General features: G+C 35.0%; 18 protein-coding genes. 2 read left to right on the top strand and 16 right to left on the bottom strand.

The window, feature by feature from the left end:
* Window positions 1-12: 12 nt before the first annotated feature.
* The 11 genes from GOQ24_RS11545 to GOQ24_RS11495 form a co-directional block, all read right to left on the bottom strand.
* The gene (locus GOQ24_RS11545) at window positions 13-252 is read right to left on the bottom strand and encodes a NifU family protein (RefSeq protein ID WP_155092689.1); all 240 of its coding nucleotides are present in this window, start codon (window positions 250-252) and stop codon (window positions 13-15) included.
* Window positions 253-272: 20 nt separating this feature from the next.
* Window positions 273-1,403 carry an Mrp/NBP35 family ATP-binding protein gene (locus GOQ24_RS11540; protein WP_160339755.1) on the bottom strand — a complete coding sequence of 377 codons (1,131 nt, stop codon included), beginning with the start codon at window positions 1,401-1,403 and terminating at the stop codon, window positions 273-275.
* Between the two features lie 118 nt (window positions 1,404-1,521).
* Window positions 1,522-2,817, bottom strand: a complete 1,296-nt coding sequence (locus tag GOQ24_RS11535) for a TolC family protein (RefSeq protein WP_160339754.1) — start codon at window positions 2,815-2,817, stop codon at window positions 1,522-1,524.
* Complete coding sequence (locus GOQ24_RS11530; protein ID WP_160339753.1) at window positions 2,810-5,239, bottom strand: ABC transporter permease; 2,430 nt, start codon at window positions 5,237-5,239, stop codon at window positions 2,810-2,812. Before GOQ24_RS11530 ends, GOQ24_RS11535 begins: the two co-directional genes overlap by 8 nt.
* A 20-nt stretch (window positions 5,240-5,259) precedes the next feature.
* Window positions 5,260-6,090 (bottom strand): GIN domain-containing protein, encoded by an 831-nt coding sequence (locus tag GOQ24_RS11525; RefSeq protein ID WP_160339752.1) that lies wholly within the window; start codon window positions 6,088-6,090, stop codon window positions 5,260-5,262.
* 19 nt (window positions 6,091-6,109) lie between these two features.
* Window positions 6,110-8,563 carry an ABC transporter permease gene (locus GOQ24_RS11520; RefSeq protein WP_160339751.1) on the bottom strand — a complete coding sequence of 818 codons (2,454 nt, stop codon included), beginning with the start codon at window positions 8,561-8,563 and terminating at the stop codon, window positions 6,110-6,112.
* Between the two features lie 2 nt (window positions 8,564-8,565).
* On the bottom strand, window positions 8,566-10,986 hold the full coding sequence (locus tag GOQ24_RS11515) for an ABC transporter permease (protein ID WP_160339750.1): 2,421 nt from the start codon (window positions 10,984-10,986) through the stop codon (window positions 8,566-8,568).
* 2 nt (window positions 10,987-10,988) lie between these two features.
* The gene (locus GOQ24_RS11510; RefSeq protein ID WP_160339749.1) at window positions 10,989-13,364 is read right to left on the bottom strand and encodes an ABC transporter permease; all 2,376 of its coding nucleotides are present in this window, start codon (window positions 13,362-13,364) and stop codon (window positions 10,989-10,991) included.
* Between the two features lie 2 nt (window positions 13,365-13,366).
* Window positions 13,367-14,119 (bottom strand): GIN domain-containing protein, encoded by a 753-nt coding sequence (locus GOQ24_RS11505; RefSeq protein WP_155092682.1) that lies wholly within the window; start codon window positions 14,117-14,119, stop codon window positions 13,367-13,369.
* Window positions 14,120-14,122: 3 nt separating this feature from the next.
* The gene (locus tag GOQ24_RS11500) at window positions 14,123-14,806 is read right to left on the bottom strand and encodes an ABC transporter ATP-binding protein (protein ID WP_196216225.1); all 684 of its coding nucleotides are present in this window, start codon (window positions 14,804-14,806) and stop codon (window positions 14,123-14,125) included.
* A 25-nt stretch (window positions 14,807-14,831) separates the two neighbouring features.
* Window positions 14,832-16,088 carry an efflux RND transporter periplasmic adaptor subunit gene (locus GOQ24_RS11495; protein ID WP_230381539.1) on the bottom strand — a complete coding sequence of 419 codons (1,257 nt, stop codon included), beginning with the start codon at window positions 16,086-16,088 and terminating at the stop codon, window positions 14,832-14,834.
* A gap of 139 nt (window positions 16,089-16,227) precedes the next feature.
* Between GOQ24_RS11495 and GOQ24_RS11490 the strand changes: the two genes are divergently transcribed.
* Window positions 16,228-17,574, top strand: coding sequence for a sigma-54-dependent transcriptional regulator (locus tag GOQ24_RS11490; protein WP_160339748.1), 1,347 nt, complete (start codon window positions 16,228-16,230; stop codon window positions 17,572-17,574).
* Between the two features lie 13 nt (window positions 17,575-17,587).
* Window positions 17,588-18,913: a sensor histidine kinase gene (locus GOQ24_RS11485; RefSeq protein ID WP_155092679.1), complete on the top strand. Its 1,326-nt coding sequence runs from the start codon at window positions 17,588-17,590 to the stop codon at window positions 18,911-18,913.
* Window positions 18,914-19,007: 94 nt separating this feature from the next.
* On the opposite strand, the gene GOQ24_RS11480 is transcribed toward GOQ24_RS11485, so the two are convergent.
* The 5 genes from GOQ24_RS11480 to GOQ24_RS11460 form a co-directional block, all read right to left on the bottom strand.
* Window positions 19,008-19,370, bottom strand: coding sequence for a hypothetical protein (locus GOQ24_RS11480; RefSeq protein WP_160339747.1), 363 nt, complete (start codon window positions 19,368-19,370; stop codon window positions 19,008-19,010).
* A gap of 899 nt (window positions 19,371-20,269) precedes the next feature.
* Entirely contained in the window at window positions 20,270-20,602 is a 333-nt protein-coding gene (locus GOQ24_RS11475) for an MGMT family protein (RefSeq protein ID WP_155092677.1), read from the bottom strand.
* A 2-nt stretch (window positions 20,603-20,604) separates the two neighbouring features.
* Window positions 20,605-21,234: a LysE family translocator gene (locus tag GOQ24_RS11470; protein WP_155092676.1), complete on the bottom strand. Its 630-nt coding sequence runs from the start codon at window positions 21,232-21,234 to the stop codon at window positions 20,605-20,607.
* Window position 21,235: 1 nt separating this feature from the next.
* On the bottom strand, window positions 21,236-21,907 hold the full coding sequence (trmB, locus tag GOQ24_RS11465; protein WP_160339746.1) for a tRNA (guanosine(46)-N7)-methyltransferase TrmB: 672 nt from the start codon (window positions 21,905-21,907) through the stop codon (window positions 21,236-21,238).
* An 81-nt stretch (window positions 21,908-21,988) separates the two neighbouring features.
* The gene (locus tag GOQ24_RS11460; protein WP_160339745.1) at window positions 21,989-23,065 is read right to left on the bottom strand and encodes a sensor histidine kinase; all 1,077 of its coding nucleotides are present in this window, start codon (window positions 23,063-23,065) and stop codon (window positions 21,989-21,991) included.
* Between the last annotated feature and the right edge of the window lie 13 nt (window positions 23,066-23,078).

Genomic DNA, 23,078 nt, shown 5'->3' with positions numbered 1-23,078 from the left:
CCTTAAATATTATTATCCAACATTAACTACAGATTCAATCTCTGGTGCGTACTTTTTAATAGTAGTTTCAACACCAGCGCTTAAAGTCATTTGGTTTACGCTACATGCAGTACAAGCCCCTTCTAAACGAACTTTAACGTGTTTATCATCAACAATATCGATTAAAGTGATGTCTCCTCCGTCTGTTTGCAAAAATGGGCGTATTTCATCTAACGCCTTCATAACATTTTCTCTGATAGTTTCTGATGCCATAGTTTTCAATTGATTAATTCTTATTTTTTACCTACTGCTGAACAACCAGCCATGGTAGTTATTTTAATAGCTTCTGTAGGAGGCAAAGATTCGTTTCTCTTCACAACTTGTTCTACAACATTTCTTGTTACTTCTTCGAACACGCTTGTTACTACCGTGTCATTTTGTAAAGCTGCTGGGCGACCAAAGTCACCAGCTTCGCGAATGCTTTGTACAATAGGTACTTCTCCTAAGAAAGGAACGTCTAAATCTTTGGCTAAATTACGCGCACCGTTCTCTCCGAAAATATAATACTTATTCTCAGGTAGTTCAGCAGGAGTAAAATATGCCATATTTTCAACGATACCAAGTACTGGTACATTGATACTTTCAGACATAAACATAGAAACACCTTTCTTAGCATCTGCTAAAGCAACTGCTTGAGGTGTTGATACAACAACAGCACCTGTTATAGGTAATGACTGCATAATAGATAAGTGAATATCTCCAGTTCCAGGAGGTAAGTCTATCAATAAGAAATCTAATTCACCCCAATCAGCGTCAAAAATCATTTGATTCAATGCTTTTGCCGCCATTGGACCTCTCCAGATAACAGCTTGATCCCCTTTTGTAAAAAATCCAATAGAAAGTATTTCTACTCCATAGGCGTTGATAGGTTTCATCTTAGATTTACCATCTACCTCAACAGAAATAGGTCTTGCACTTTCAACGTCAAACATAATAGGCATTGAAGGACCATAGATATCTGCATCTAATACCCCCACGTTAAAGCCCATATTAGCCAATGTTGCTGCAAGATTAGCAGTTACAGTAGATTTACCCACACCACCTTTACCTGATGAAATCGCAACTATATTCTTTATGCCAGGAATTGCTTTTCCTTTGATCTCAGGTTTTTCAGGAGCTTCAATCTTGATATTAACTTTAACCTTAGCTTTTTCATAGACGTGATCGTGAATAGCTTTCATCACATCTACTTCAGCTCTTTTCTTGATATGTAATGCTGGTGTAGATAAAACTAAATCAACAACTACTTCGTCTCCGAAAGTCATTACGTTAGCTACTGCACCACTTTCAACCATATTTTTCCCTTCTCCAGCTACAGATATAGTCTCTAAAGCTTTAAGAATCTCTTTTCTCTCTAATTTCATTATATAAGATTAGTTTTCAACAAATTAATATGATAACACTTATATGCAAAGATAATAGGAAATATTGAGATTTTAGTGTTAATATATTCTAAATACAAATAAGCCTTTAAACTCAGTATCAGAGCTTATTGCTATTATTCAACGCTAATCTTTTTTCTAAAAATTGACGATCTAAGTTATTCTTCACCAATGCATATTGAGAAGTAAGCAATTGGTTTTTTGCTGAATTAAAAGAGAAGATATCTACCTTGCCATTTTCGTATTTCACTTGTGTTGTCGTAAATGACTTTTCGGACATTTCAATACTTTTTATCAAGTTTTTCTCCAGTGTTTTTAATTGCTGAATCTCGTGTTCTAACTGTGTATTTTCGTTGTTTAATTCAAGCTCAATTTCCTTAATTTTCAAATCGTTAAGTGCTATTTCAGTATTCTTTGTTCTCACCTGCCTAATCACAGTTCCTCCCGTAAAAACAGGAATACTAAGGCGGATACCAACATAGTGACTTTTGTTGTCGCCTAACTGCTTAGAGAAGGCATTCACCTGTGCATCTAAAGCTGTATTAAAGGGTTTTGAATAGAATGATCCATATTGATAACTTACAGAAAGTTTTGGTAAACTTTGAGAACTTATCAATTGCTTCTCTTTTTGCAAGAAAAGGCTATTTAAACGTTGTTTTTCCAACCTTGGATTAAACAAATAATCCGTAAAAAGTCCAATAGATTCCGTGTTATTTACTAATTCAAATAACTCCACTTGACTGTCACTCACATTGAGGAAATGTAAAAACTGTAACTTTTGATTATACAGGTTATTTTGGGTTCTTTCTATTGCTATTTGCTCGCTGTTATAAATATACTCAATGTCATACAAATCACTATTAGGCTTAGCTCCAGCATCTACTTCTTTTAATACGCGCTTGTAATTTGTCTCACTATTTTTCAGTTGTTCTACTTGAATTTTCAAATACTCTTGCAAGCCTAATATCTCATAAAAGCGAAGAAGCAAAGAACTCTGATAGTGAAACAAAACTTCTTGTTCAGAAAGTTCTGACAGATTCAAGGCCAAGCTCTCTTGTTGATATTTCACAATATTAGACCAGTTAAAAAGCTCTACATTAGCATCCAAAGAAAGCTGAGTAGATGCCATATTTGAACTAACTCTGCTATTAGTCGTCGGATCAATTGCTGACCCAAAATTATAACCTTGATTGCCATTTACTCCGATATTGGGCAAATAATAAGAAGCTACACTTTGTTTCTGACGCTCTACAACTTGTGTTTCTAAAGCAGCTACCATTAGTTTTAAACTATTCTCTTTTCCTTTTTCTACACAGTACTCCAAAGTCCACTTCTCCTGAGCTACTCCGACAACACTGAACAGAATAGTCAATACTAAACACCAATTCTTACTCATACTTTATATATTTTAAAACGTCAATACGCGTTGCCTTCCTTGCCTTCCAAATCACTAATAGGATAGATAATAAAAACAAACTACTAAATGCTATTATAAAAGGCACTGCCGTTATCGCTTCACGGTATGCAAAATCTTCTAACCAGAGTTGAACAGCAAAATAAACAGGGTACACAGAGATACAGAATCCGAGTACACAGTACAGCATAAAACTTTTCGACAAAGCAACAGTCAACTTTCTCGAATCGGCACCCATAACTTTTCGGATAGCAACTTCTTTTAATCTATTCTCAATACTGAACGACACAATAGACAATAGCCCTATAAGTGCCGTAAATACAGATATACTCATTAGTACAAAGAACAGTGTTTTTTGATACGTTGCTTGGCGGTACGTATTGGCAAACTGTTCATTTGCAAAACCATATTCCATAGGGTATACTGGCTCTACGCGATCTTTCCAAAACTTCTCTATACGAAATAATGTACCTTGCACATCATCTGTCTTCAGCTTGACAGATATAGTCCCTAACAGATGATGAAACCATCCTACTGAGTCACCTAAGAAATAAGTTTGAGGAGATACTTCCGTATTAAAACCGTGTAAATTAAAATTCTTGACAACACCAATAATCTGAAATACTCTATTATTCCAACGAATCTCTTTGCCAATCACTCCCTCTTTAAAATTAAATGCCTTCTCAAATGCTTCATTAACTAAGACCTTTTCACTATTATCCGTCCGTAACTCTGGATCAAAAAACCTTCCTTCCTTTAATTGAATTCCCATAACATCTAAAAAGCTATGATCTACAACTATATTACCACTATGCAATGAAACATCTCCAATGAAATTAGTAGAAGAACTTCCTACTTGTTGTCCAATTTTAAAAGAATGAGCGGTTACTCCTTCTACTCCTTGAATCTTTAAAAAGTCATCCTTAAAGTCCCTAAATACCTCATCTCGATTTTGGAAGCCCGATAGTTCGTATTTTATATTTACAATTTGCTCCCCTTTAAATCCAAGGTTTTGATTTATGAGATAGGTTATTTGCTTATTCATAAACAAAGCTATCGTCAAAAAGAAGAAGGCAATGACAAATTGCAAGACCAAGAAGATATTGCGAATAACAACTCCTGATTTACTTCTTACAAAGTTTCCTTTTAGCACTTTCAAGGGATTAAAAGATGCGGCGAAAAGAGCAGGTAATATAGCTGATAATAAAAGTATAACAACGACCACAATAGACAATTCAACTATAAAATCACTTATATAGAAAACAAGTGCTCTGTCTACTAATAAATTAAAATATGGCAACAACAATTCGACTAAAAACAAAGCGATTATAAGAGACATGAGAATTGTCAAAAGGGATTCAAACACGAATTGACTGATTATATTTGATCTCGCACCTCCTAATGCCTTTCGAATACCTACTTCTCTTGCACGTTTAAAACTCTGTACCATGCTTAAGTTAACAGCATTGAAAATAGACAATAGCAATAACAACAAAGAAACAACTAACATACTCGTCAATATTTTCTTTGCATTACTCCCACTTCCATATATCTGAGATTTCGGATTAAGATGAGCAGATTCTAAATCAAAAAACACGTACTGATCTTCCTTCAGATACTTCGCACGGTACTCGTCTTCGGTAATCCCCTCGCTTTTAGCATAACTTGTTAAGAAAGGTTGATAAAGTGTATTGATGACTCTGTCTTTTACTATATCGAGTTGAACGCCCTCTTTTAATTTTATCAGGATATTATAATTATAATCACCCCAAATATTGATATTATCTTTAATCATCTGCTCTGCTCCATAAGATACAAGTGCATTAGGAGCATTAGACGTCGCCGAAGGAATTTGATAAACTAAACGAACAACAACATGCTTTCCTCCATCTAATTCAATCTCTTTTCCAACTGGATCTACTCCTTCACCAAATAGGCGAATAGCTTGTTGATGTTCTAATGCGATAGCATTGTCTTTATTATCTTGATAGCTCTTTATAGACCCATATACTGCAGGAAAAGGAAACATATCGAGATAAGAAGCCTGGTGATCAGCTATATTAAATATAAAATCTTGCTTATCTCCAACGACAATACTCTTTCTGCGAGTGAAGTTCCACAAAAAAGTATATGATTCAACAACATCTGAAAGCTCCTCAATTTGCGTCGCCATAGGAGCAGGTAACCAAGGACTTATTTCCCCATCTTCAAACCCCGCACTATAAACCTCATATACTCTATCCTTGTAAGGATTCCATTGATTGTAACTATGTTCATTATGCCAATATATTAATACTAATAATAAGGCAGTTACCCCAATAGATAATCCCAGAACATTTAAAATAGTGAAGAACTTATTCTTCCAGAAATACCTTAGATATAACTTAAACCAGTTGTTAATCATTAGAATCCTTATTTATTTAATTAATCTATATTTTTCACTTGTCCTGAAGAGGAAGTGTTTGAACTCACTATCTTAGCTCCTCCTGTATATAAAACACGTCCTGAAGAACTCGCTCTACCAGATACCTCATCAGTTACATTAAACACCATAGAACCAGACGAACTTGCCTTGCCTTCTAATACCTTAGTCGTAAAGTCACCAGCTTTTATATTCCCACTGCTTGACGCAGTAGCATTCACTGAATCAGCCTTTCCAGATAAACTCATTCGTGCAGAACTACTCACTCCAAGACTTACATCACTTGTCTTTAAAGAGATATCTATACTCGCAGAAGAGCTAGCGCTTGCAGAAGTCTTATTCATCACTTCAAACTCACCTTGCACTTTAGAAGATGAACTACATTCAATATTCAAATTATCAGCTTGTACTAACGCTCCTGTAAACTTTGCTGAACTACTCGTCTTCACGTCAAATGACTTTGCAATAACCTTGTTCAATAAGTTAAACTTAGATGAAGATGATGCTCTTACTCCTTCTAAAGTAGGATTACTAACGGTTACTTTTACTTTGCCAAATTCACTCGAATTAAAGCCCCAGTTCTTTCTGTTTTTCTTCTTCTGTTCAATATAAATCTGCAATTCTCCTGTAGCAGTAACCTCCGTCTTTACATCTTTCATATTCTCAGATTTCTCCACCTCAACTACTACACTCTTCGACTCACCGTAAGTAAAGTTTACTTCTATTGCCTGTGAAGATTTAACGGAACTAAAATCGTTCACTTGACGTGTTTCTTTTGACTGTGCAAATACACTTCCTCCTACTAATAAGAAGAACATGACTATTTTTTTCATATTTAAATTTGTTTTATGGTTATTCATACTTGATGTACTTCAATACATTGATCTTCGTCGCTGACCAGGCTTTAATAAAAACAACTATCCCTGTTAATAAGAGAATTAGTAAAAGACTCACTACAAAAGGCATGACACTGATATCAATTCTAAAAGCATAATCACTTAACCACTTATTCAAAAAGTAATAACTCGGGAATATAGCTATACCAAATCCTATTAAACACATCATTACATATTGCATCGATAACTGCATTAGCAAACTTGAAGCACTTGCTCCTAATACTTTGCGAATAGCTACTTCCTTTAAGCGGTTATTAATATTAAAAGAAGCCAAGCTATACAGTCCAAATAAGGCGATAAACACAACAATTGCGTTAAGCGTTAAAAAAACGTCTTTCTCTTTCTTTACATTATTAAATGTCTTTGCATACTTTTTATCCAAAAACTCATAACTAAAAGGCTCTTCTGAAACATCTCTTCTCTCCCATATCTTTGCTATTTCATTCATCGTTTTTTCAACATTATCTCCTTTAACTTTGACTGTAATCTGTCTGCTATTTAATCCCACCCATGAAATGGTTTTTAAACTAAAGAAAACAAGAGGAGCATAATCGGCTTTCAAATTATATAGATTAAAATCTTTAACGACTCCCACTATAGTTAATTTTCTATCGTTCCACTCTATAGTTTTTCCTATAGGATTCTCTTCTTTCATCTCGTAAGCAGTGCGCTCACTAATCAATATATTAGAGATAGAATCAGTGGAAAATTCAGATGACAAACTTCTACCCTCTTTCATTTTAATATCTAATACATCTAAATAGTTATAATCCATTCCTACATTGATCCCTTGTACCCTATTACCCTTATACAAAAAACTAGATGAACTACCGAAATTACTACCGATACCAATAGAAGCAATCGAAATATCTTCAACCCCATTTAGTGTCATTATCTCTTCTTTAAGAGAGTGATAAACATTCAGCTTCTCTCCATGAGGTCCTTTATATAAATAAGGAATAATGACAACTTGATCTCCCTTAAATCCAAGATCCTTATTCATCATATATGTCACCTGCTCATATACGATATAACTACCCACCATAAAAAAGCAAGCCACCGTAAACTGCACGACTAACATGACGTTCTTTAATGTCTTGCCTTTCTTACTCTTATTTACCTCGCCTTTTAGCACCTCTAACGTTTTAAAACTCGCAGTAAATAAAGCAGGAATGATACCGACCAAAAGAATCACACATACCATGAACAACAATAACCACGGCAATATATAAGCTCCTTCTACTTCCATCTGTGAATTGAGAAAAACCCTTAACCAAGGTATTGTAAATTCAATCAATACAAAGGCAATAATACAAGCTAATGCTGATGTGATGAAAGCTTCAAATAACCCTTGAAAAATAAGGTTCTTCTTAGTCGCACCTAATGTCTTTCTAATTCCTACTTCTCGTGTACGACTGATTGCCTGAGCAGTACTTAAGTTGATATAGTTAAACACTGATAATATCAATATCAGCAGAGAAAGTCCGATAATTATATTTAATCTCCCAACATTAGTTGCCCCTTCAGGTGTACCACTTAATTCAGATCTCTTCTGCATTCTTTGTTCTGATAAAACATGTAATTTATACCCTTTGTCCTTTAGTGCTCTAAATTCGTCCAAGGTCACTCCTTCTTCTTCTACCATGTACTCCTCTAAACTCATACCTTTATCCTGAGCCAATGACGCATATACATACCTAATCAAAATATCTTTTATCAGCCACTCTACTTCAGCTGTGTACTTAGCATCATCTAACTTTAACCAAATAGTTGAATTATAGTTACCCCATTGTTCTATCCCCTCTTTTTCATACTGATCTACTGCATTAACCAGAATGTTAGCCATCACAGAACTTCTCCTCTCTTTTAACTTATAAATAGCACTAATGACATAGTTTTCTTTATAACAAACTACAGTTTTACCTATTGGATCTTCATCTCCAAACAATTGCTTTGCATACTCCTCTGCAATCACTGCAGTATTAGGTCCGCTAAATGGATTACTTCTATCTCCTTTTATAATCTCTGATGGAAAAAAGCTAAAAAAGTTAGACTTTACAAAACCTACCTTCTCTACCTCTCTTTTCACTCCTCCTATAGCTATTTTTCCTTCTCCATAATAATTGTCCATATACGTATAATCAACGATATGAGAAGACTCTTCTTGTAGCTTAGAGCCAAAGGGATAAGGCAACTTCATCCAGCTTGTATCTGCATTCAGAATAGACTCTACTGTGAAGATATTGTCTTTATTCGGGTTATCTTGATCATAAGAAACCTCTTCTCTATAATGTACAAAAGACAGTATAACAGAAGCAAACCCCACCCCTAAACTTACTAATGTCAGAATAAAATAGATTTTATTCTTCAACACATTAGACCAATATATTTTCAACCAGTTCTTTAACATTTTTATTCGTATTTGATATACTTTAATACATCTACTCTTGTCGCCTTATAAGCACGACTGATAACAATCAACAATGTCAATCCTAAAATCAACAATAAACTATACACGTACACACCCCATCCAATCTCTATGCGATAAGCATAGTTTGCCAACCACTTATTTAAAAAGTAATAACTCGGGAATACTGCTATACCAAATCCAACCAAACAATAAACAACATACTGATACGACAACTGTCTTAGTAAGCCAGTTGTCTCAGCTCCAAGTACCTTGCGGATAGCTACTTCTCTTAGCTTTGTTCCTATTGTAAAAGACGATACAGCAAACAATCCAAATAAAGCAATGAATACAACAATATTGCTCAATACACCAAACATCTTTCGTTCTAATAATACCCGGTCAAAAGTCTTGGCAAACTGCTTGTCTACAAACTCATAATCGAAAGGAATCTTACTCTCATTATTGTACTTTAGCCATAGTTTCTCTATGTCCTTCAATACTTGTTCTATTCGCTCTGGTTCTACTTTGATTGACACCTCTTCAAACAGTCCCTTAGCACCCTGAAAAGTTTCGTGATGTGCAAATACTTGAGGGTTAATACCATTCTCTACACCACTTAAATTAAAGTTTTGTATAACTCCTACTACTGTATATTTCTTTTTATTACTGACTATTTCTGAATTAATAGGTTCTTTGATATTAAACATTTCGATAAATGCCTCATTGACTAAAACATTATTGATACTGTCTGATGCAAATTGATCTGAGAGCATTCTTCCCTCTTTAAGTTTAATCTGCATAACATCAAGATAATCATAATCTAAAACAATGCGACTAACCAATAATTTGTCCTCTCCCTTTTCAAAAAAAGAAAACACGTTTCTACCACCTAATGGACCAAAAACCATTGAAGAAGCTGTTACATTAACTACACCAGTTACATTCTGTACTTCCGTTTTAAAGTTATTGTACTTATCAAAGCGAATGCTATCGTATTTTGTCTCTGATAAGAAAGGAACTGAAATAATTTGATCTCCTTTGAACCCGAGATCTTTGTTGAGCATATAATTAACTTGTTTATTAATAATTATAGAGCCTATAATAAAAAAACAAGCGATAACAAACTGCAAAACCAATAAGCTGTTACGCATTAAGCTACCCTTTGCATCATTAGCAATACGCCCCTTCAGCACACTGATTGCTTTATGTCTTGAGATATACATAGCAGGGACAAATCCGCAAAGCACGATAACCACTATCAGAATAGCTACTATAATAAATATATGCTGTATAAAAGAGATACTAATATTTACATTCAAGAATATATTGATATAAGGCAACAGTAATTCCATAACGCAAATAGCCAATACAAAACTTGTGAGAACCATTAAGGACGACTCAAAAATGCATTGTAAATAAATATCCATTCGCTTTGCCCCTAATACTTTACGTACTCCTATTTCTTTGCCTCTTTCCATCATTTGGGTTAAACTCAAATTGATATAATTAAAAATCGAGAGTAGTAGTAAAGCAACAGATAAACCAATTGTTATATACAGCAAATTCAAATTTGCGCTCGCCTCTGAAAAGAAGTATTTGCCATTCATCATATGTATATCTTTCAAAGAGTAAAACGTAGGTCTGGTAAGCATATCACTAATTACGGTTTTCTTATACTCATCTAAACTCATTCCTTTATCTTTGGCTGCACCTGCATAGAGATTGTCATCTATCACACTTTCGATGATTTCACTTACTCTATGAGTATCTTTTGTTTTAACAAGCATTGGAGTACTGGCTGATCCCCAATCATTGTTAGTCATTGCTTCCTGCGTTAACGAATGAGTCACTAATTCAGGCATTAACGAACTTCTCTTCTTTCCAATTTCGTATACTCCTGCTACAATATAGTTCTGATCATCGAATAAAATCTCCTGTCCAATAGGGTTAACCCCTGGACCAAATATACGTTCAGCCAAAGTCACTTCTAATGCTACATCATTCAAATTAACTAATGCTGTCTGTGCATTACCATAGACAAAATCATAGGGAAAGAATGAAAAAAAGGTATTCTGTGAATCAAGTGCCTTCTTTACTTCAAAAGACTTTCCATTGCGATTGACAGTAACTGATCTATAATATCTATAATACATATAAGATTCTACAGCGCCTGAATTATCGTGAATATACCTTCCTAAAGTCAAAGGTTGTGAACTATACATCATTCGTTTACCTAAATTCTCAATTACATAGACCTCATCCTTATTCGGATTCCATTGATTATAGCTCTTCTCTTCCAAATAATATAACGATGCCAATGTAATTGACGCAATACCAATCGCCAATCCTACCACTGTCAACAAGAAGTACATCTTGTGCTTCATCGTATTGTACCAATAAATCTTTAACCAGTTCTTTAGCATCTCTATTCGTGTTTTAAATAGTTTATTATTTTAAAATTCAAAGCCTTCAATACCTTCAGCAACAATATAGCTGTCACAATAAATGACAGTACAAGAAAGGAAATAACAAAAGGCATAAATGATATACCCTCTTTGTATACAAAGCGTTGCAACCATTTATCCATCAATAAGAAAGTGGGTACAACAGCGATACAGAAAGAGATAAAAACAGCTATTATAAAAGGATATATCAACTGTATCAAAAGCGTTCTTGTACTTGCTCCCAATACTTTTCGGATAACCAATTCCTTCATTTTCTGTTCCAATACAAAAGACAATGTTGCATATAATCCAAAAAGTGAAATAAGCACTACTGCTAAATTCCAAAGGACAAACATATTGCGTTGAGAAATTACCCTTTCATAAGTAAAAGCGATATGCTCTTTAATCGTCATCACTTCGAATGGATACTCCACATCCACATTCACAATCCAGTAAGCTAAAATCCTTTCCATTGTTTCCTCACTCTCGTCCTTATCAATCTTAATTGATAAAGATTCTATCATATAGGGAAGAAATTCTATATCTCGCCATTTAAAAAAGATAGTTGGCTTTACTCTTTGTTCAAATCCACTATTGTAAAAATCCGCTATAACTGATTCTATAACATAAGTAACTCCTTCAAATGAAATTACTTCTCCTATAACCTTCTCTATAGGAACTCCCATTTTTTGAACAAACTTTTGATTAACTACAACAGTAGATACTTCTGAAGGAATATCTACTTCTTTAGCTAAAACACGCGAACCTATTAATGTAAGATACTCGTCATCTACCCCTTCAAGTACAAAATCACTTACTAACTGTTGCCCAAAATAAGCTATATGATTACTACTCATTGACTTGCTCTTAAATGACAAAGTAGATAAGGCAACTCCGTCAACCCCTTTAATCTCTTTAATCTGGTCGATTATCTTCTCTCCTTTGTAGAACTTACGCCTAATTTGCTGTGTATATAATTTGACTTGTAAAACCTCCTCGTGTTCAAATCCTAATGGTTGACGCTTAACATACTCCACCTGACTGTGAATAATCAAGGCTCCTATCATAAAGAAAAAGGCAATGATCAACTGTAAAACAACCAAACACATACGCCATTTCATCGAAACCAATAATGAACCCTGCACCTTATTGACAATATGCTTACGAGTAATATAATTAGCATAAATAGCGGGGATAAATCCCCCTAATACTATAACAACAACACTAATTATAGCGATAATATCAAATGACTCAACAAAAGAAAACAGCAATGTCTTGTGCAGAAACTGATTGTATACGGGTAAGCTAATTTCTATAAATACCAATGTGACAAGTAGTGATAAGATTAAGTTGAGCAGTGTCTCAAACACGATCTGAAAAACGAGTTGAAACTTACTTGCTCCCACTATTTTTCGAATACTAAACTCTTTTGCTCTTATTAAAACACTTGTTTGATTTAATATGATATAATTTAGAATACTCAGTATAAAAATGAGAATAGAACAAGCAGTGATAAGGTTAACAGTATCATGCTTTGTCTTACCTTCCAAAAGGGCAGTCTGTTTAGAAACAAACCTACCTTCTCTAAAAGAGGATAAACTAACTGAAACATCTTCTCCTTCATCAAAAAACTTATTCGCTCGCTTTTGTTGCTTAAATGTATCTGCTAAATATCTTGAAACCAAAAGCGTATCTCCCTCGTGCTTCATCTTTACCAGTAAGCCTCCAATATTTTCTTGCCACAGTGATTTACTTTCCTCCTTATGCCATTCCATATTAGCCAGTACCACCTGTGGTCGAATAGTCACATTCTTATTCAGTTGATACACTCCTCTTACTATATAAGGCTGATGAGCCAAAGACAACGTATCGCCAATTGGATTCTTATCGCCAAAAAAAAACTGAGCGACCTCATTCGAGATAGCTATAGAATAGTCATCTTGAAAAACCTCATCTGCCCTTCCATAGACAAAATCGAAGGGAACAAAGTCAAAAAAACTCCTTTGTGTATTCAATATCCCCTTTTGCACACGATTACTGAGTGTGCTTGCTGCATAAAATTCGAGGTACTCTACTGCAAAATAACAATAGTTGTCAACCAAACTATTTTGCTGTAAAGAAGGCCCAACCCCTGCAGGTATATAAATTGAATTGGCCTCTGTACCTACATCAATATTTACTTCATATATCTTATCCACCTCAGGTATCCAACGGTTATACCCATATTCATCTTGATAGTGAATAGTCCCAAGTACAACCGCACTGATTCCAAGTGCTAATCCCAAGATATTCCACAAGAAAAAATACCTTGATTTATTGATGAACGCAATATATAGTTTAAGCCAATTCTGCAACATTATTACTTTGATTTCACAGACCCCATTGAGTCAGTATATTTCTTTAATTCTTTCGGTGTGTTATAATAGACCACTTTTCCCATTGAATCTGCATAAGCATTTAGGCTTTCTGTAGGATATACCAATGCTTTCCCCATTGAATCTGCTTCCACTTTGACGTTTTTAGCCTTTAAGTCTTTACCGTCAAATGTTGCTGCACTATCGACATTAACAGTTAGCGACTCTACATCTCCACTGACAGTAACCTTAGCAGCAGAATCTATATTTGCCTTTATAGAAGTTGCTGATATATTCCCTTTAAACCATCCAGCAGAATCTATATTCAAGCTCACTGAATTTGCCTGAAAATCTCCTTGAAGACCACCATTCGCATCAACGCCAACAGTAAGGCTATTCACTTTCATCCTCCCGCTTACATATACTTTTGCAACAGCACTAACCGAAAACTTTTCAATACTCTTTTGGCTGAGGTAGACATTTACAGTTCCAATTCCCAGATTTCTTCGTTTACTTTTAGTATCTACATCAACAACAACTTTCTGACCTACCTGCCTTACAGAGATATACTCAATTACATCTTCCTTTGCTTCAACCTTTATGACATTATCGTCCTTCGTCGCATCGACATAGACGTTAATAGGGTAAGACACATCCAGAGCAACAATACTCCCTGTTATATCAACTGTTTTTGTCGTTTGGGCACTCATCACCCAAGACATTAAAAACAAGAAGAAACTAATTATTATACGTACCATAATTTATTCTGCAAAAACATCAACAATCTTTGTATTAATCTTTTCAGATAGGATCATACCGTCTTTCATCAAAATAGTACGCTCTGAATAAGATGCATCATGGTTAGAGTGAGTCACCATAATTATAGTCGCTCCTTGTTGATGAAGTTCTGTTAACAACTCCATAACTTCTCCCCCATTTTTACTGTCTAAATTTCCAGTTGGCTCATCGGCTAAAACAATCTTGGGATTTGTAACCAAAGCACGTCCTACCGCAACACGCTGCTGTTGACCACCTGACAATTGTTGAGGATAATGTTTCAATCGGTGTACAATATTTAAGCGTTCTGCAATTTCCATTACACGCTTTTTGCGCTCACTGCTCCCCACTTTATTATAAAGTAAAGGCAGCTCTATATTATCGTACACTGATAACTCATCTATCAAGTTAAAGTTCTGAAAGATAAAACCAATATTCTCTTTTCTTACTTGTGAACGCTGTCCTTCGGTTAGTCCAACCATTTCTTTGTCTAACAAGAGATAGCTACCTCCTGTTACACTATCAAGTAAACCGATGATATTAAGCAACGTTGACTTTCCACAACCTGAAGGTCCCATTACAGAGATAAACTCTCCTTTTCTCACCTCAAGATTCACTTTATTAAGGGCTGTTGTCTCTACCTCTTCTGTTTGAAACACACGAGACATATCTTTAATCTGTATTACCATAATCTCAATTTTTAATATTTAAATATTCAACTCTCAAATAATCTTTATAACTCGATATTATCACTTCTTCCCCTGGCTGTAACCCCGATACTATCTCATAATAGGCTGGATTTTCTCTACCTATTTCTATTTTTCTTCGTTCAGCTCTATTGTTCTTTACGACATAAACCCATTCTCCTAATGTCTCTTGGTAAAAATTACCCTTTGCCAATAAAAGTCTTTTCTCTTTTCCAGATAGGAATAATTTTACACCAAAGGTGCTTCCTTCCTGAAGCTTCAATTCTTTATCTGTTAAGAACTCCAATTGTACTTCGAACCTTCCCTTTTTTACCTCCGGAATAATCTTCTTTACCTCAACCCCTAACAATTGTCCCTTCATATCGATTTGACCTTTCTGACCTACCTGAATGCGCTCAAGATAAAACTCATCAACCTGTGCTACTAATTTATACCCCTTCATAACGTCTATCTTTCCAATGCTCTCACCTGCAGCATAGGTTTTTCCTAAAATTACATCAAAAGATGACAATCGACCCGATATAGGAGCTGTCAATAAGAAATTTTCTTTGTTTTCTCTTAACTTCACAAGACTCTTCTGCATGACAACCATAGATTGCTCTATCTGAGTAAGCTGAACAGCACTTGTCTGCTTTTCTTTGCTAATACTTTCTTCAATCAAGGCCTTGCGCTCTTGTTGATAACGAAAAGATTCCTTTGTGCGTTCCCAATCACTTTTTGACAATACCTCTTGATCATATAGTTTTTTGTTCAACTCATACATTAACTCTGCCTCCTTATAATCATGTTGAACACTAATAAGATCTTTTGTCAAGTTAATCTCTTGATTTCGTATATTCATCTTACTGACATTCAGATTATTCATTTGCTCAATTAACGCATTTTCCTGCGACATAAAGTTGTACTCCGTACTTGGATTATACAATCTCACTAAGGGATCTCCTTGTTTTACAAACGCACCGTTCTCAATGAATAACTCTTGAATAGCACCTCCCTCAACTATATTTATCAACATGGAGTGCAAAGGCTCAACCTGTCCCTGAAAGGAAATATAATCCTCAAAAAAACCTTCCTCAACCGCACGTATGCGAACTTCTTTTCTCTCAACATTCAAAGCGATATTTTGAAAGAAAGTTTTATAAGTAGCGAAAGTTAAAAGTAATATTGCCACGACAATTGCAATTACTTTAACTTTTTTTCTATTTTTACGAGGCAATGCTCTATCCATGTCTTTCTTTTTCAAGTATTTAAAAGGAAAACTATACCAATTAATAAAGAATTGCTAACAACATATTATTCAACAACTTGCAAAACGGAAGCTAAAGCAGACTGTTCGATAATGAACACCTTTATGTTCGATTTTGTAAAACCGTCCACTAACTATGAAAAAAACAATTGCTAATATTCTAATTCTCGATGACAACACTGAGATTCTAATAGCTGCAAAAATGCTTTTAAAACGTCATTTCGAAACAGTAAATACGAATACGAACCCAAAAAAGGCTATCGAATACATCTCAACAGAAGAAGTAAACGTTATCCTTTTGGACATGAATTTTAGAGTTGGATTTGAAGACGGAAAAGAGGGTATATTTTGGTTTAAAGAAATAAAGCGCATCTCTCCGAAAACGCAAATTATACTGATGACTTCCTATGGAAATGTTGAAACTGCAGTGGAGGGCATCAAGCTTGGGGCTATCGACTATATACTAAAGCCTTGGAGCAATGAAACTTTAGTAGAAACCATCAAAGTAGCAATCAAACAAACTCGCAAGAAAAAAGCAATGGCCTTAGCCTTACCAGAAAAAGACAATGTGTTTGTCGGTCAAGCACCTTCGATTGAAAAGGTATACAATATGGCAAATAGAGTAGCCAAAACAGATGTTAATGCCTTAATCTTAGGAGAGAATGGTACGGGAAAATATGTCCTTGCCAAACACATCCACGACAATTCTACACGTCGTGACAAGCCTTTTATTCACGTTGACTTAGGCTCACTCAATGAGAATTTATTTGAAAGTGAATTGTTTGGTTATGCTAAAGGTGCTTTTACAGATGCTAAACAGGATACAGAAGGTCGATTCGAAGCAGCCAATGGCGGTACAATCTTTTTGGATGAAATTGGCAATGTTCCCCTTCACTTGCAAGCAAAATTACTTCAAGTGATCCAATCAAAAAGTGTGATTCGACTGGGAGAATCTAAACAGAGAGCAGTGGATATACGCATCATTACAGCTACGAATACTGACTTAGAACAAGAAGTACAAAACAAACTCTTCAGAGAAGACTTATACTATCGAATCAATACGGTTGTTTTGAATCTACCTCCATTGCGTGAACGCAAAGAAGATATCATTCCCCTTGTCAATTTCTTTCTGGAACAGTATGCAAACAAATACGACCGCGCGATTCCCAATATCAAAACAGATGTCCTTGAAACACTTGAACAGTACGATTGGAAGGGTAATATTCGGGAAATGCAAAACCGAATTGAACGAGCGATGATCTTATCTGAAGAAAATGATTTGGCAATAAGCGATTTCGGTATTTCCTTAACAATGGTCATACCCCAAAATCAAGAAGAAAATACCCTACAAGATATGGAGCGTATTTCTATCGTCAAATGCCTTGAAAAACACGAGGGAAATATATCCCAAACGGCAGAAGAACTTGGTTTGTCAAGGGCTGCACTTTATAGACGATTAGAAAAATACAATATTAAAAATTAAAGTTACTTGAGCTATGTCATTCCACATCAAAGCATTTTTACGCATTTTCACCATATTGTTACTCGGGCTTTTAGCAGTAGTTGTCTTTGAACAGAAACTTAACTACTCCCTTGTGTTGATTAGCTTCGTAATTATCATGCTATTTGTTGAGTTTTACTACTTTCAGAAAAAGTACTACAATACCATAGACAGGGTCGTCCTTGCTATGCTCTATGAAGACTATAGCTTAAAGACTTCCAAACCTCAAAAAAACGACACTTTTGACAATCTGCAAAAGCTCTATCACAAATTGCAAAATGACCAAATGAAAAATGAGGTTAAAGAACTCGTTTACCTCAACATATTAAACAGCTTAGAAACAGGAATTATCATCTTTGAAAGAAAGGTAGATACGTGGGAGCTTTTCCTTGTCAACAATTATTTCTCTGAACTATTTGACATCCCAAAAGTAAAGACATGGTACAATCTCAACCGATTACTACCTTCATTGACCAATCATATTACCCAACTTGGGTTCAAAGAATCGAAAGGGTCTATTGACCTCCAAATAGAGAATGAAAATAAACAGACGTTCATGCTACAAACTTCAAAAACAGTAAGTCATGACCAAGAATACTTTATTGTCCTATTGGACTCGATACAAAATGTTTTAGACAAAAAAGAAAAGGATACCTGGGAAAACTTAATGAAAATTATTTCTCATGAAATCATGAATTCACTAACTCCTATTCACTCGCTTGCACATAATACACAACAAATCTTAAACGATAATACAGAGCTTACCTCGGAAGACTTAGAAGATATCAAAATTAGTGTACAAACGATTGTCAATAGAACAGACCACTTAAAGCACTTTATTGATAATTACAGGAGATTGACTATGTTGCCAAGTCCAAAAAAACAGATTACAAATCTAAAATCTCTATTAAATAATAGTATCGAAACTTTGCAACCACTATTTAAAAAAAGCGGTATTTCTGTAAAAGTAAACCTGGCTGACAATGTCCTATTAAACGTAGATAAACAACAGATAGAACAAGTATTTATCAACTTGTTAACCAACGCAATTTACGCTGTACTCAAGCAACCTACCAAGCAAATAACGGTAGATCTATACGAAAAGAATAATCGTATCTACATCGACTTTACAGATTCAGGTAGTGGGATTGCCGAGGAAATTCAACACAAAATATTTATACCTTTTTACACCACTCGCGAAGAAGGTGCTGGTATCGGACTACCGCTCTCTAAGAATATTGTAGAGATGCACAATGGGTACCTAACGTACCACAGGCGAGAAGAAAGAACGGTCTTCAGTCTTAACTTCCCACTGTATTAAATTAATTAAAGAATTAGAAATCAGACACTAAGAAGCTGTGCCTACCGCATCATGTACAGATACATTATAATCTACTAAGATCGACAGCGTGGGCTTAAAGACCATGCTCTATCTCATATTCTGCATTTGTCAATTTCACCTTTTTCAACTGCAACTCTACGCCTTGAAGCACTATTCCATTATTGACAACTGGATTCGCTAACCTTCTATAAAAAGAAAGCGTATCCGCAGATAATTCTTTAATTACCACCATATCTCCCAAAACTAAATCCCCTTCACCGTCAAGTGTATAAATACAGTTATCTCTCAAATCGTACTTTACTTTTTTGATCAATACTATGCACTTTCCTTCTTTGTCTATACCATTATACTTAAAATACTCTATGCTTTCTTCACCAAAAGTTATAACCAATAACTTACAGTGATTAGGGCTTTCCTCTCCCACTTCACTTACCATATTCCCCTCTATATCATATACCTTCGAATACACAAATTCCCAAGACCCGAAAAGGTCTTTCTTAATATAGGAGGAATACCTATCACCACTTGATTAACAAGTAGTCACCATCGTAAAAAGAGATAACACTAAAAATAAAAAGCTTTTCATAACTATTTTTGACTTCTAAAATTATACATTAAAATGCAATAACTCATCCTCAATATCTTTAGTTTCTTTAATTTATTCAACAACACCCCAAACTATCTTCAAGACCGATATAATTTCTAACCTATCAAAACACTAAAAGATATATACTTTTAATAATCAACAACTTAAAGTAATACAATCTCAATAGTATTACTAAACAAGAGTGCTACAGCCTAAAGAAGTGAAAAAATATAAAAAACCTTGAACTCGATAATAGAAAAGAAAAAATACTATCAATATGAAGACATTAAGATACAGATATTTAAGCACTAACTAAAGTTAATTCTATCTTATCTAAGGACGAAATTACCAAAATCAATGAGGAGGTTGATGAATTTTAAAAAGCAGATTAGCATACTTTATAAGAGGGGTTGGCTTGCACTTCCTTGGGGTTTTCTTGCACTTTTCTAGGGGTTTACTTGCCTAGAGGGCCCTTTTGTCGAAGAAAGGTGCAAGAAAACCCCAAGCAATGTCTTTGTATGTCGCTACAAAGCGATAGGTAAGTTGCCAATAAATATGCAGAAGCAATAATCTGAAGGCTTAAATCGAATGAATAGTAAGAGAAGAATCCTAATAGACTTACAAAAAATAGCAATCATTTTACTTTCAAAATTTGATGTAAACAAACTAATACAAAATATGAGCTATTGGCATCTAAACAACAAGAGAGTAATATGCCTCTGTAGAAAAAGGGGAATTTTTAAAACTATTTATTCTCCTTCGTACACGGTAGGTTCCCAAAGGAGTTCTTTAAAATTGACTACTTTATTATCAACAACTTCCACTCCTTCACTCTCCAATAACTGTTGCATTAGATTCGTTCCATCGAAGTGAAATTTGCCTGTAAGTAGTCCATTGCGATTAACTACGCGATGAGCAGGAACTGTATCGTCATCATGCGAGGCATTCATCGCATAACCAACCATACGTGCAGATCGAGCTGCACCGATAGCCCTGGCGATAGCACCATATGTAGTTACTCTACCATGAGGTATTTGCCTAACTACGGCATAGACGCGTTCAAAAAAATTCTGTTCCTTCATCTTTAACGCAATAACTTATAAACCGTAATTAAACTAATAATCGCAGTAATACTACCTATAATGTAATTGATGTTCTTTAGGATAAAAGCATCTTCCCTGGTAATCTTCTTAAAGAAGTAGATATACATATAAAACATCAAAGCCGATCCCATCACTACTCCTAACGAAAATAGTATAGTGTAGATTTGATCAAAGATATGGTAATCGTACGTGGCTAATGTTATACTCAAAAAGACATAGAAAGGAATAGAAAAAACATTGATAGAGGCCAACAGGATTCCCTGTAGAAACGGAGTTTGTCTTTTGGGAATGTCTCCTTGGTGTTTTCTTTTTTCTTTGCGCTTAGCAAAGAAAAAAAAGTAGATCGTCAATACTGAAAAAATTGCCAGTCCAATCTCGTGTAAAGCTTCCGTAATAGCAGGACTCGATTCAATCAATCGAGAGAAAAATATAGCGATAAAAGTCTGAATAAATATTACGCTCAAAGCCCCGCAGATATATTTAAAGGCATCGTTGTACCCATATTCCTGCGAAATCTTTACAGCAGTCATGTTCAACAGTCCTGGGAGTGAAACTCCAAGGACTGCTGCCATAAAACCATATAATAGTAATATTATTCCTTCTACTTCCATTCTATTTTATTCTAAATTGAATGTAAGTAATAGGTTTATTTTCCTCTAAATATTGTGACTCGTAAAATGTTTGAATTTCAGTAACCACTGCAGGAGCACCTTCATTTTTATAAATATGGTGATTTGCATACAATACCTCATGACCTTCTCCGTGAAGAAGTCCTAAAGTATACCCATGCATAAACTCGCTATCCGTCTTAAGATTCATAATACCATCCGCTGTAAGGATATTCTTATATCTCTTCAGAAACTCAGAGTTGGTAAGACGGTGTTTAGTGCGTTTATATTTTATCTGTGGATCAGGGAAAGTAATCCAAATTTCACTAACTTCTCCTTGTGCGAAAGCATATTCAATCAACTCTATTTGCGTGCGTAAGAATGCAACATTAGTCATTCCTGACTCTACAGCAGTCTTTGCTCCACGCCAAAATCGAGCTCCTTTAATGTCAATGCCAATGAAGTTTTTCTCAGGGAAACGCTTAGCTAACTCAACTGTATATTCACCCTTTCCACATCCTAATTCCAAAACAATCGGATTGTCATTTTGAAATACTTCTTTTGCCCATTTGCCTTTTTGTGGCAAATTTTCAATCATATCTTCCCTTGTAGGCTGGAAAACGTTACCAAATGTTTCGTTCTCTCTAAATCGCTTTAACTTATTTTTACTTCCCACTATTTATTTTATTTAGAAAAATTTTGAGCAAAAATAATTATTTAAACTTAAAGAAAAACATTCTATGCTATTTTGATCAAACTAATCTGTCGCTAAAGGATCTGCATAAGCGTCTAAAGGAGCCTTTTCTAAAGTAAATGAAAACTCCGATCCATATCCATAACTGCTTTCGACATAGATATGCTCTTCGTGTGCCTCTACGATATGCTTGACAATAGACAAGCCCAATCCAGAGCCCCCTACTTGCCTTGATCCCGTTTTATCTATTCGATAGAAACGCTCAAAAAGCCTTGGTATGTGCTCCTTCTTGATGCCTTCACCATTATCAGTTACGCGAATAATCATTTTATTTTGAACTAAATCTTCAATACTCACTTCAGTAGTTCCCTTGTCTTTTCCGTATTTAATTGAGTTACTCACCAAATTAGTCAATACCTGACTAATGCGATCGCGATCGCCCTTCACATAGATTGGCATATCGTAACTCATGTCAAACATTAAAGTGATATGTCGCTGTTTTGCCTTGTACTCAAGAAAATAAAACACTTCTTGGATACAAGCTACAATGTCAAATACACCAACTTCTAAATGTAAAGCACCTGTTTCTAATTTAGATATCATATCTAAATCCTTTATGATAAAGGTTAGACGATCCACTCCTTGCATCGCGCGCTCGAGGTATTGATCGCGGATATCAAGATCGTCTATAGCGCCATCTTGAAGCGTTTCTAAATAACTTTGGATAGTATATAAAGGAGTTTTCAATTCGTGAGAGATATTTCCTAAATAATCACGGCGATACTCTTCTCTCACTTGAAGAGATTCGATCTCAATCTTCTTGTTTGTAGCAAACTTCTCTATTTCCTCAGTTAGCGTTTGCATATCAGTAGTGACAGCTTTAGATCGCAATTCAGTATGCTCTAATAAAGACACATTGTCGTAGATTTTTTTCACTCTGCGATAGATAAAGTGCTCAACTCTGTACTGAATAATAAAGAAAGAGATAAAGAAAACCAGGATACTGTGGACGATATACAGCCACCATGAAACAGTTGTAAAATAAATAACTAAAGGCATGACTAAAACAAAACCATACAACATGATATACAGTGATGCCTTCAGTGCAAATTTATAAGTCTTCTTGAACTTTACAGACATTAATACGCTATGT

The organism is Myroides sp. LoEW2-1 (assembly GCF_009767705.1).
GTDB classification, from domain to species: Bacteria; Bacteroidota; Bacteroidia; order Flavobacteriales; family Flavobacteriaceae; genus Flavobacterium; species Flavobacterium album_A.
The sequence above is the reverse complement of the archived record's forward strand: the minus strand, read 5'-3'. Positions and strand labels throughout refer to the sequence as shown.

Bases quoted from the DNA above. Each gene is read 5' to 3' on its own strand.
- GOQ24_RS11545 (WP_155092689.1), bottom strand. From the start codon at position 252: ATGGCATCAGAAACTATCAGAGAAAATGTTATGAAGGCGTTAGATGAA.
- GOQ24_RS11540 (WP_160339755.1), bottom strand. From the start codon at position 1,403: ATGAAATTAGAGAGAAAAGAGATTCTTAAAGCTTTAGAGACTATATCT.
- GOQ24_RS11535 (WP_160339754.1), bottom strand. From the start codon at position 2,817: ATGAGTAAGAATTGGTGTTTAGTATTGACTATTCTGTTCAGTGTTGTC.
- GOQ24_RS11530 (WP_160339753.1), bottom strand. From the start codon at position 5,239: ATGATTAACAACTGGTTTAAGTTATATCTAAGGTATTTCTGGAAGAAT.
- GOQ24_RS11525 (WP_160339752.1), bottom strand. From the start codon at position 6,090: ATGAAAAAAATAGTCATGTTCTTCTTATTAGTAGGAGGAAGTGTATTT.
- GOQ24_RS11520 (WP_160339751.1), bottom strand. From the start codon at position 8,563: ATGTTAAAGAACTGGTTGAAAATATATTGGTCTAATGTGTTGAAGAAT.
- GOQ24_RS11515 (WP_160339750.1), bottom strand. From the start codon at position 10,986: ATGCTAAAGAACTGGTTAAAGATTTATTGGTACAATACGATGAAGCAC.
- GOQ24_RS11510 (WP_160339749.1), bottom strand. From the start codon at position 13,364: ATGTTGCAGAATTGGCTTAAACTATATATTGCGTTCATCAATAAATCA.
- GOQ24_RS11505 (WP_155092682.1), bottom strand. From the start codon at position 14,119: ATGGTACGTATAATAATTAGTTTCTTCTTGTTTTTAATGTCTTGGGTG.
- GOQ24_RS11500 (WP_196216225.1), bottom strand. From the start codon at position 14,806: ATGTCTCGTGTGTTTCAAACAGAAGAGGTAGAGACAACAGCCCTTAAT.
- GOQ24_RS11490 (WP_160339748.1), top strand. From the start codon at position 16,228: ATGAAAAAAACAATTGCTAATATTCTAATTCTCGATGACAACACTGAG.
- GOQ24_RS11485 (WP_155092679.1), top strand. From the start codon at position 17,588: ATGTCATTCCACATCAAAGCATTTTTACGCATTTTCACCATATTGTTA.
- GOQ24_RS11480 (WP_160339747.1), bottom strand. From the start codon at position 19,370: ATGGTAAGTGAAGTGGGAGAGGAAAGCCCTAATCACTGTAAGTTATTG.
- GOQ24_RS11475 (WP_155092677.1), bottom strand. From the start codon at position 20,602: ATGAAGGAACAGAATTTTTTTGAACGCGTCTATGCCGTAGTTAGGCAA.
- GOQ24_RS11470 (WP_155092676.1), bottom strand. From the start codon at position 21,234: ATGGAAGTAGAAGGAATAATATTACTATTATATGGTTTTATGGCAGCA.
- GOQ24_RS11460 (WP_160339745.1), bottom strand. From the start codon at position 23,065: ATGTCTGTAAAGTTCAAGAAGACTTATAAATTTGCACTGAAGGCATCA.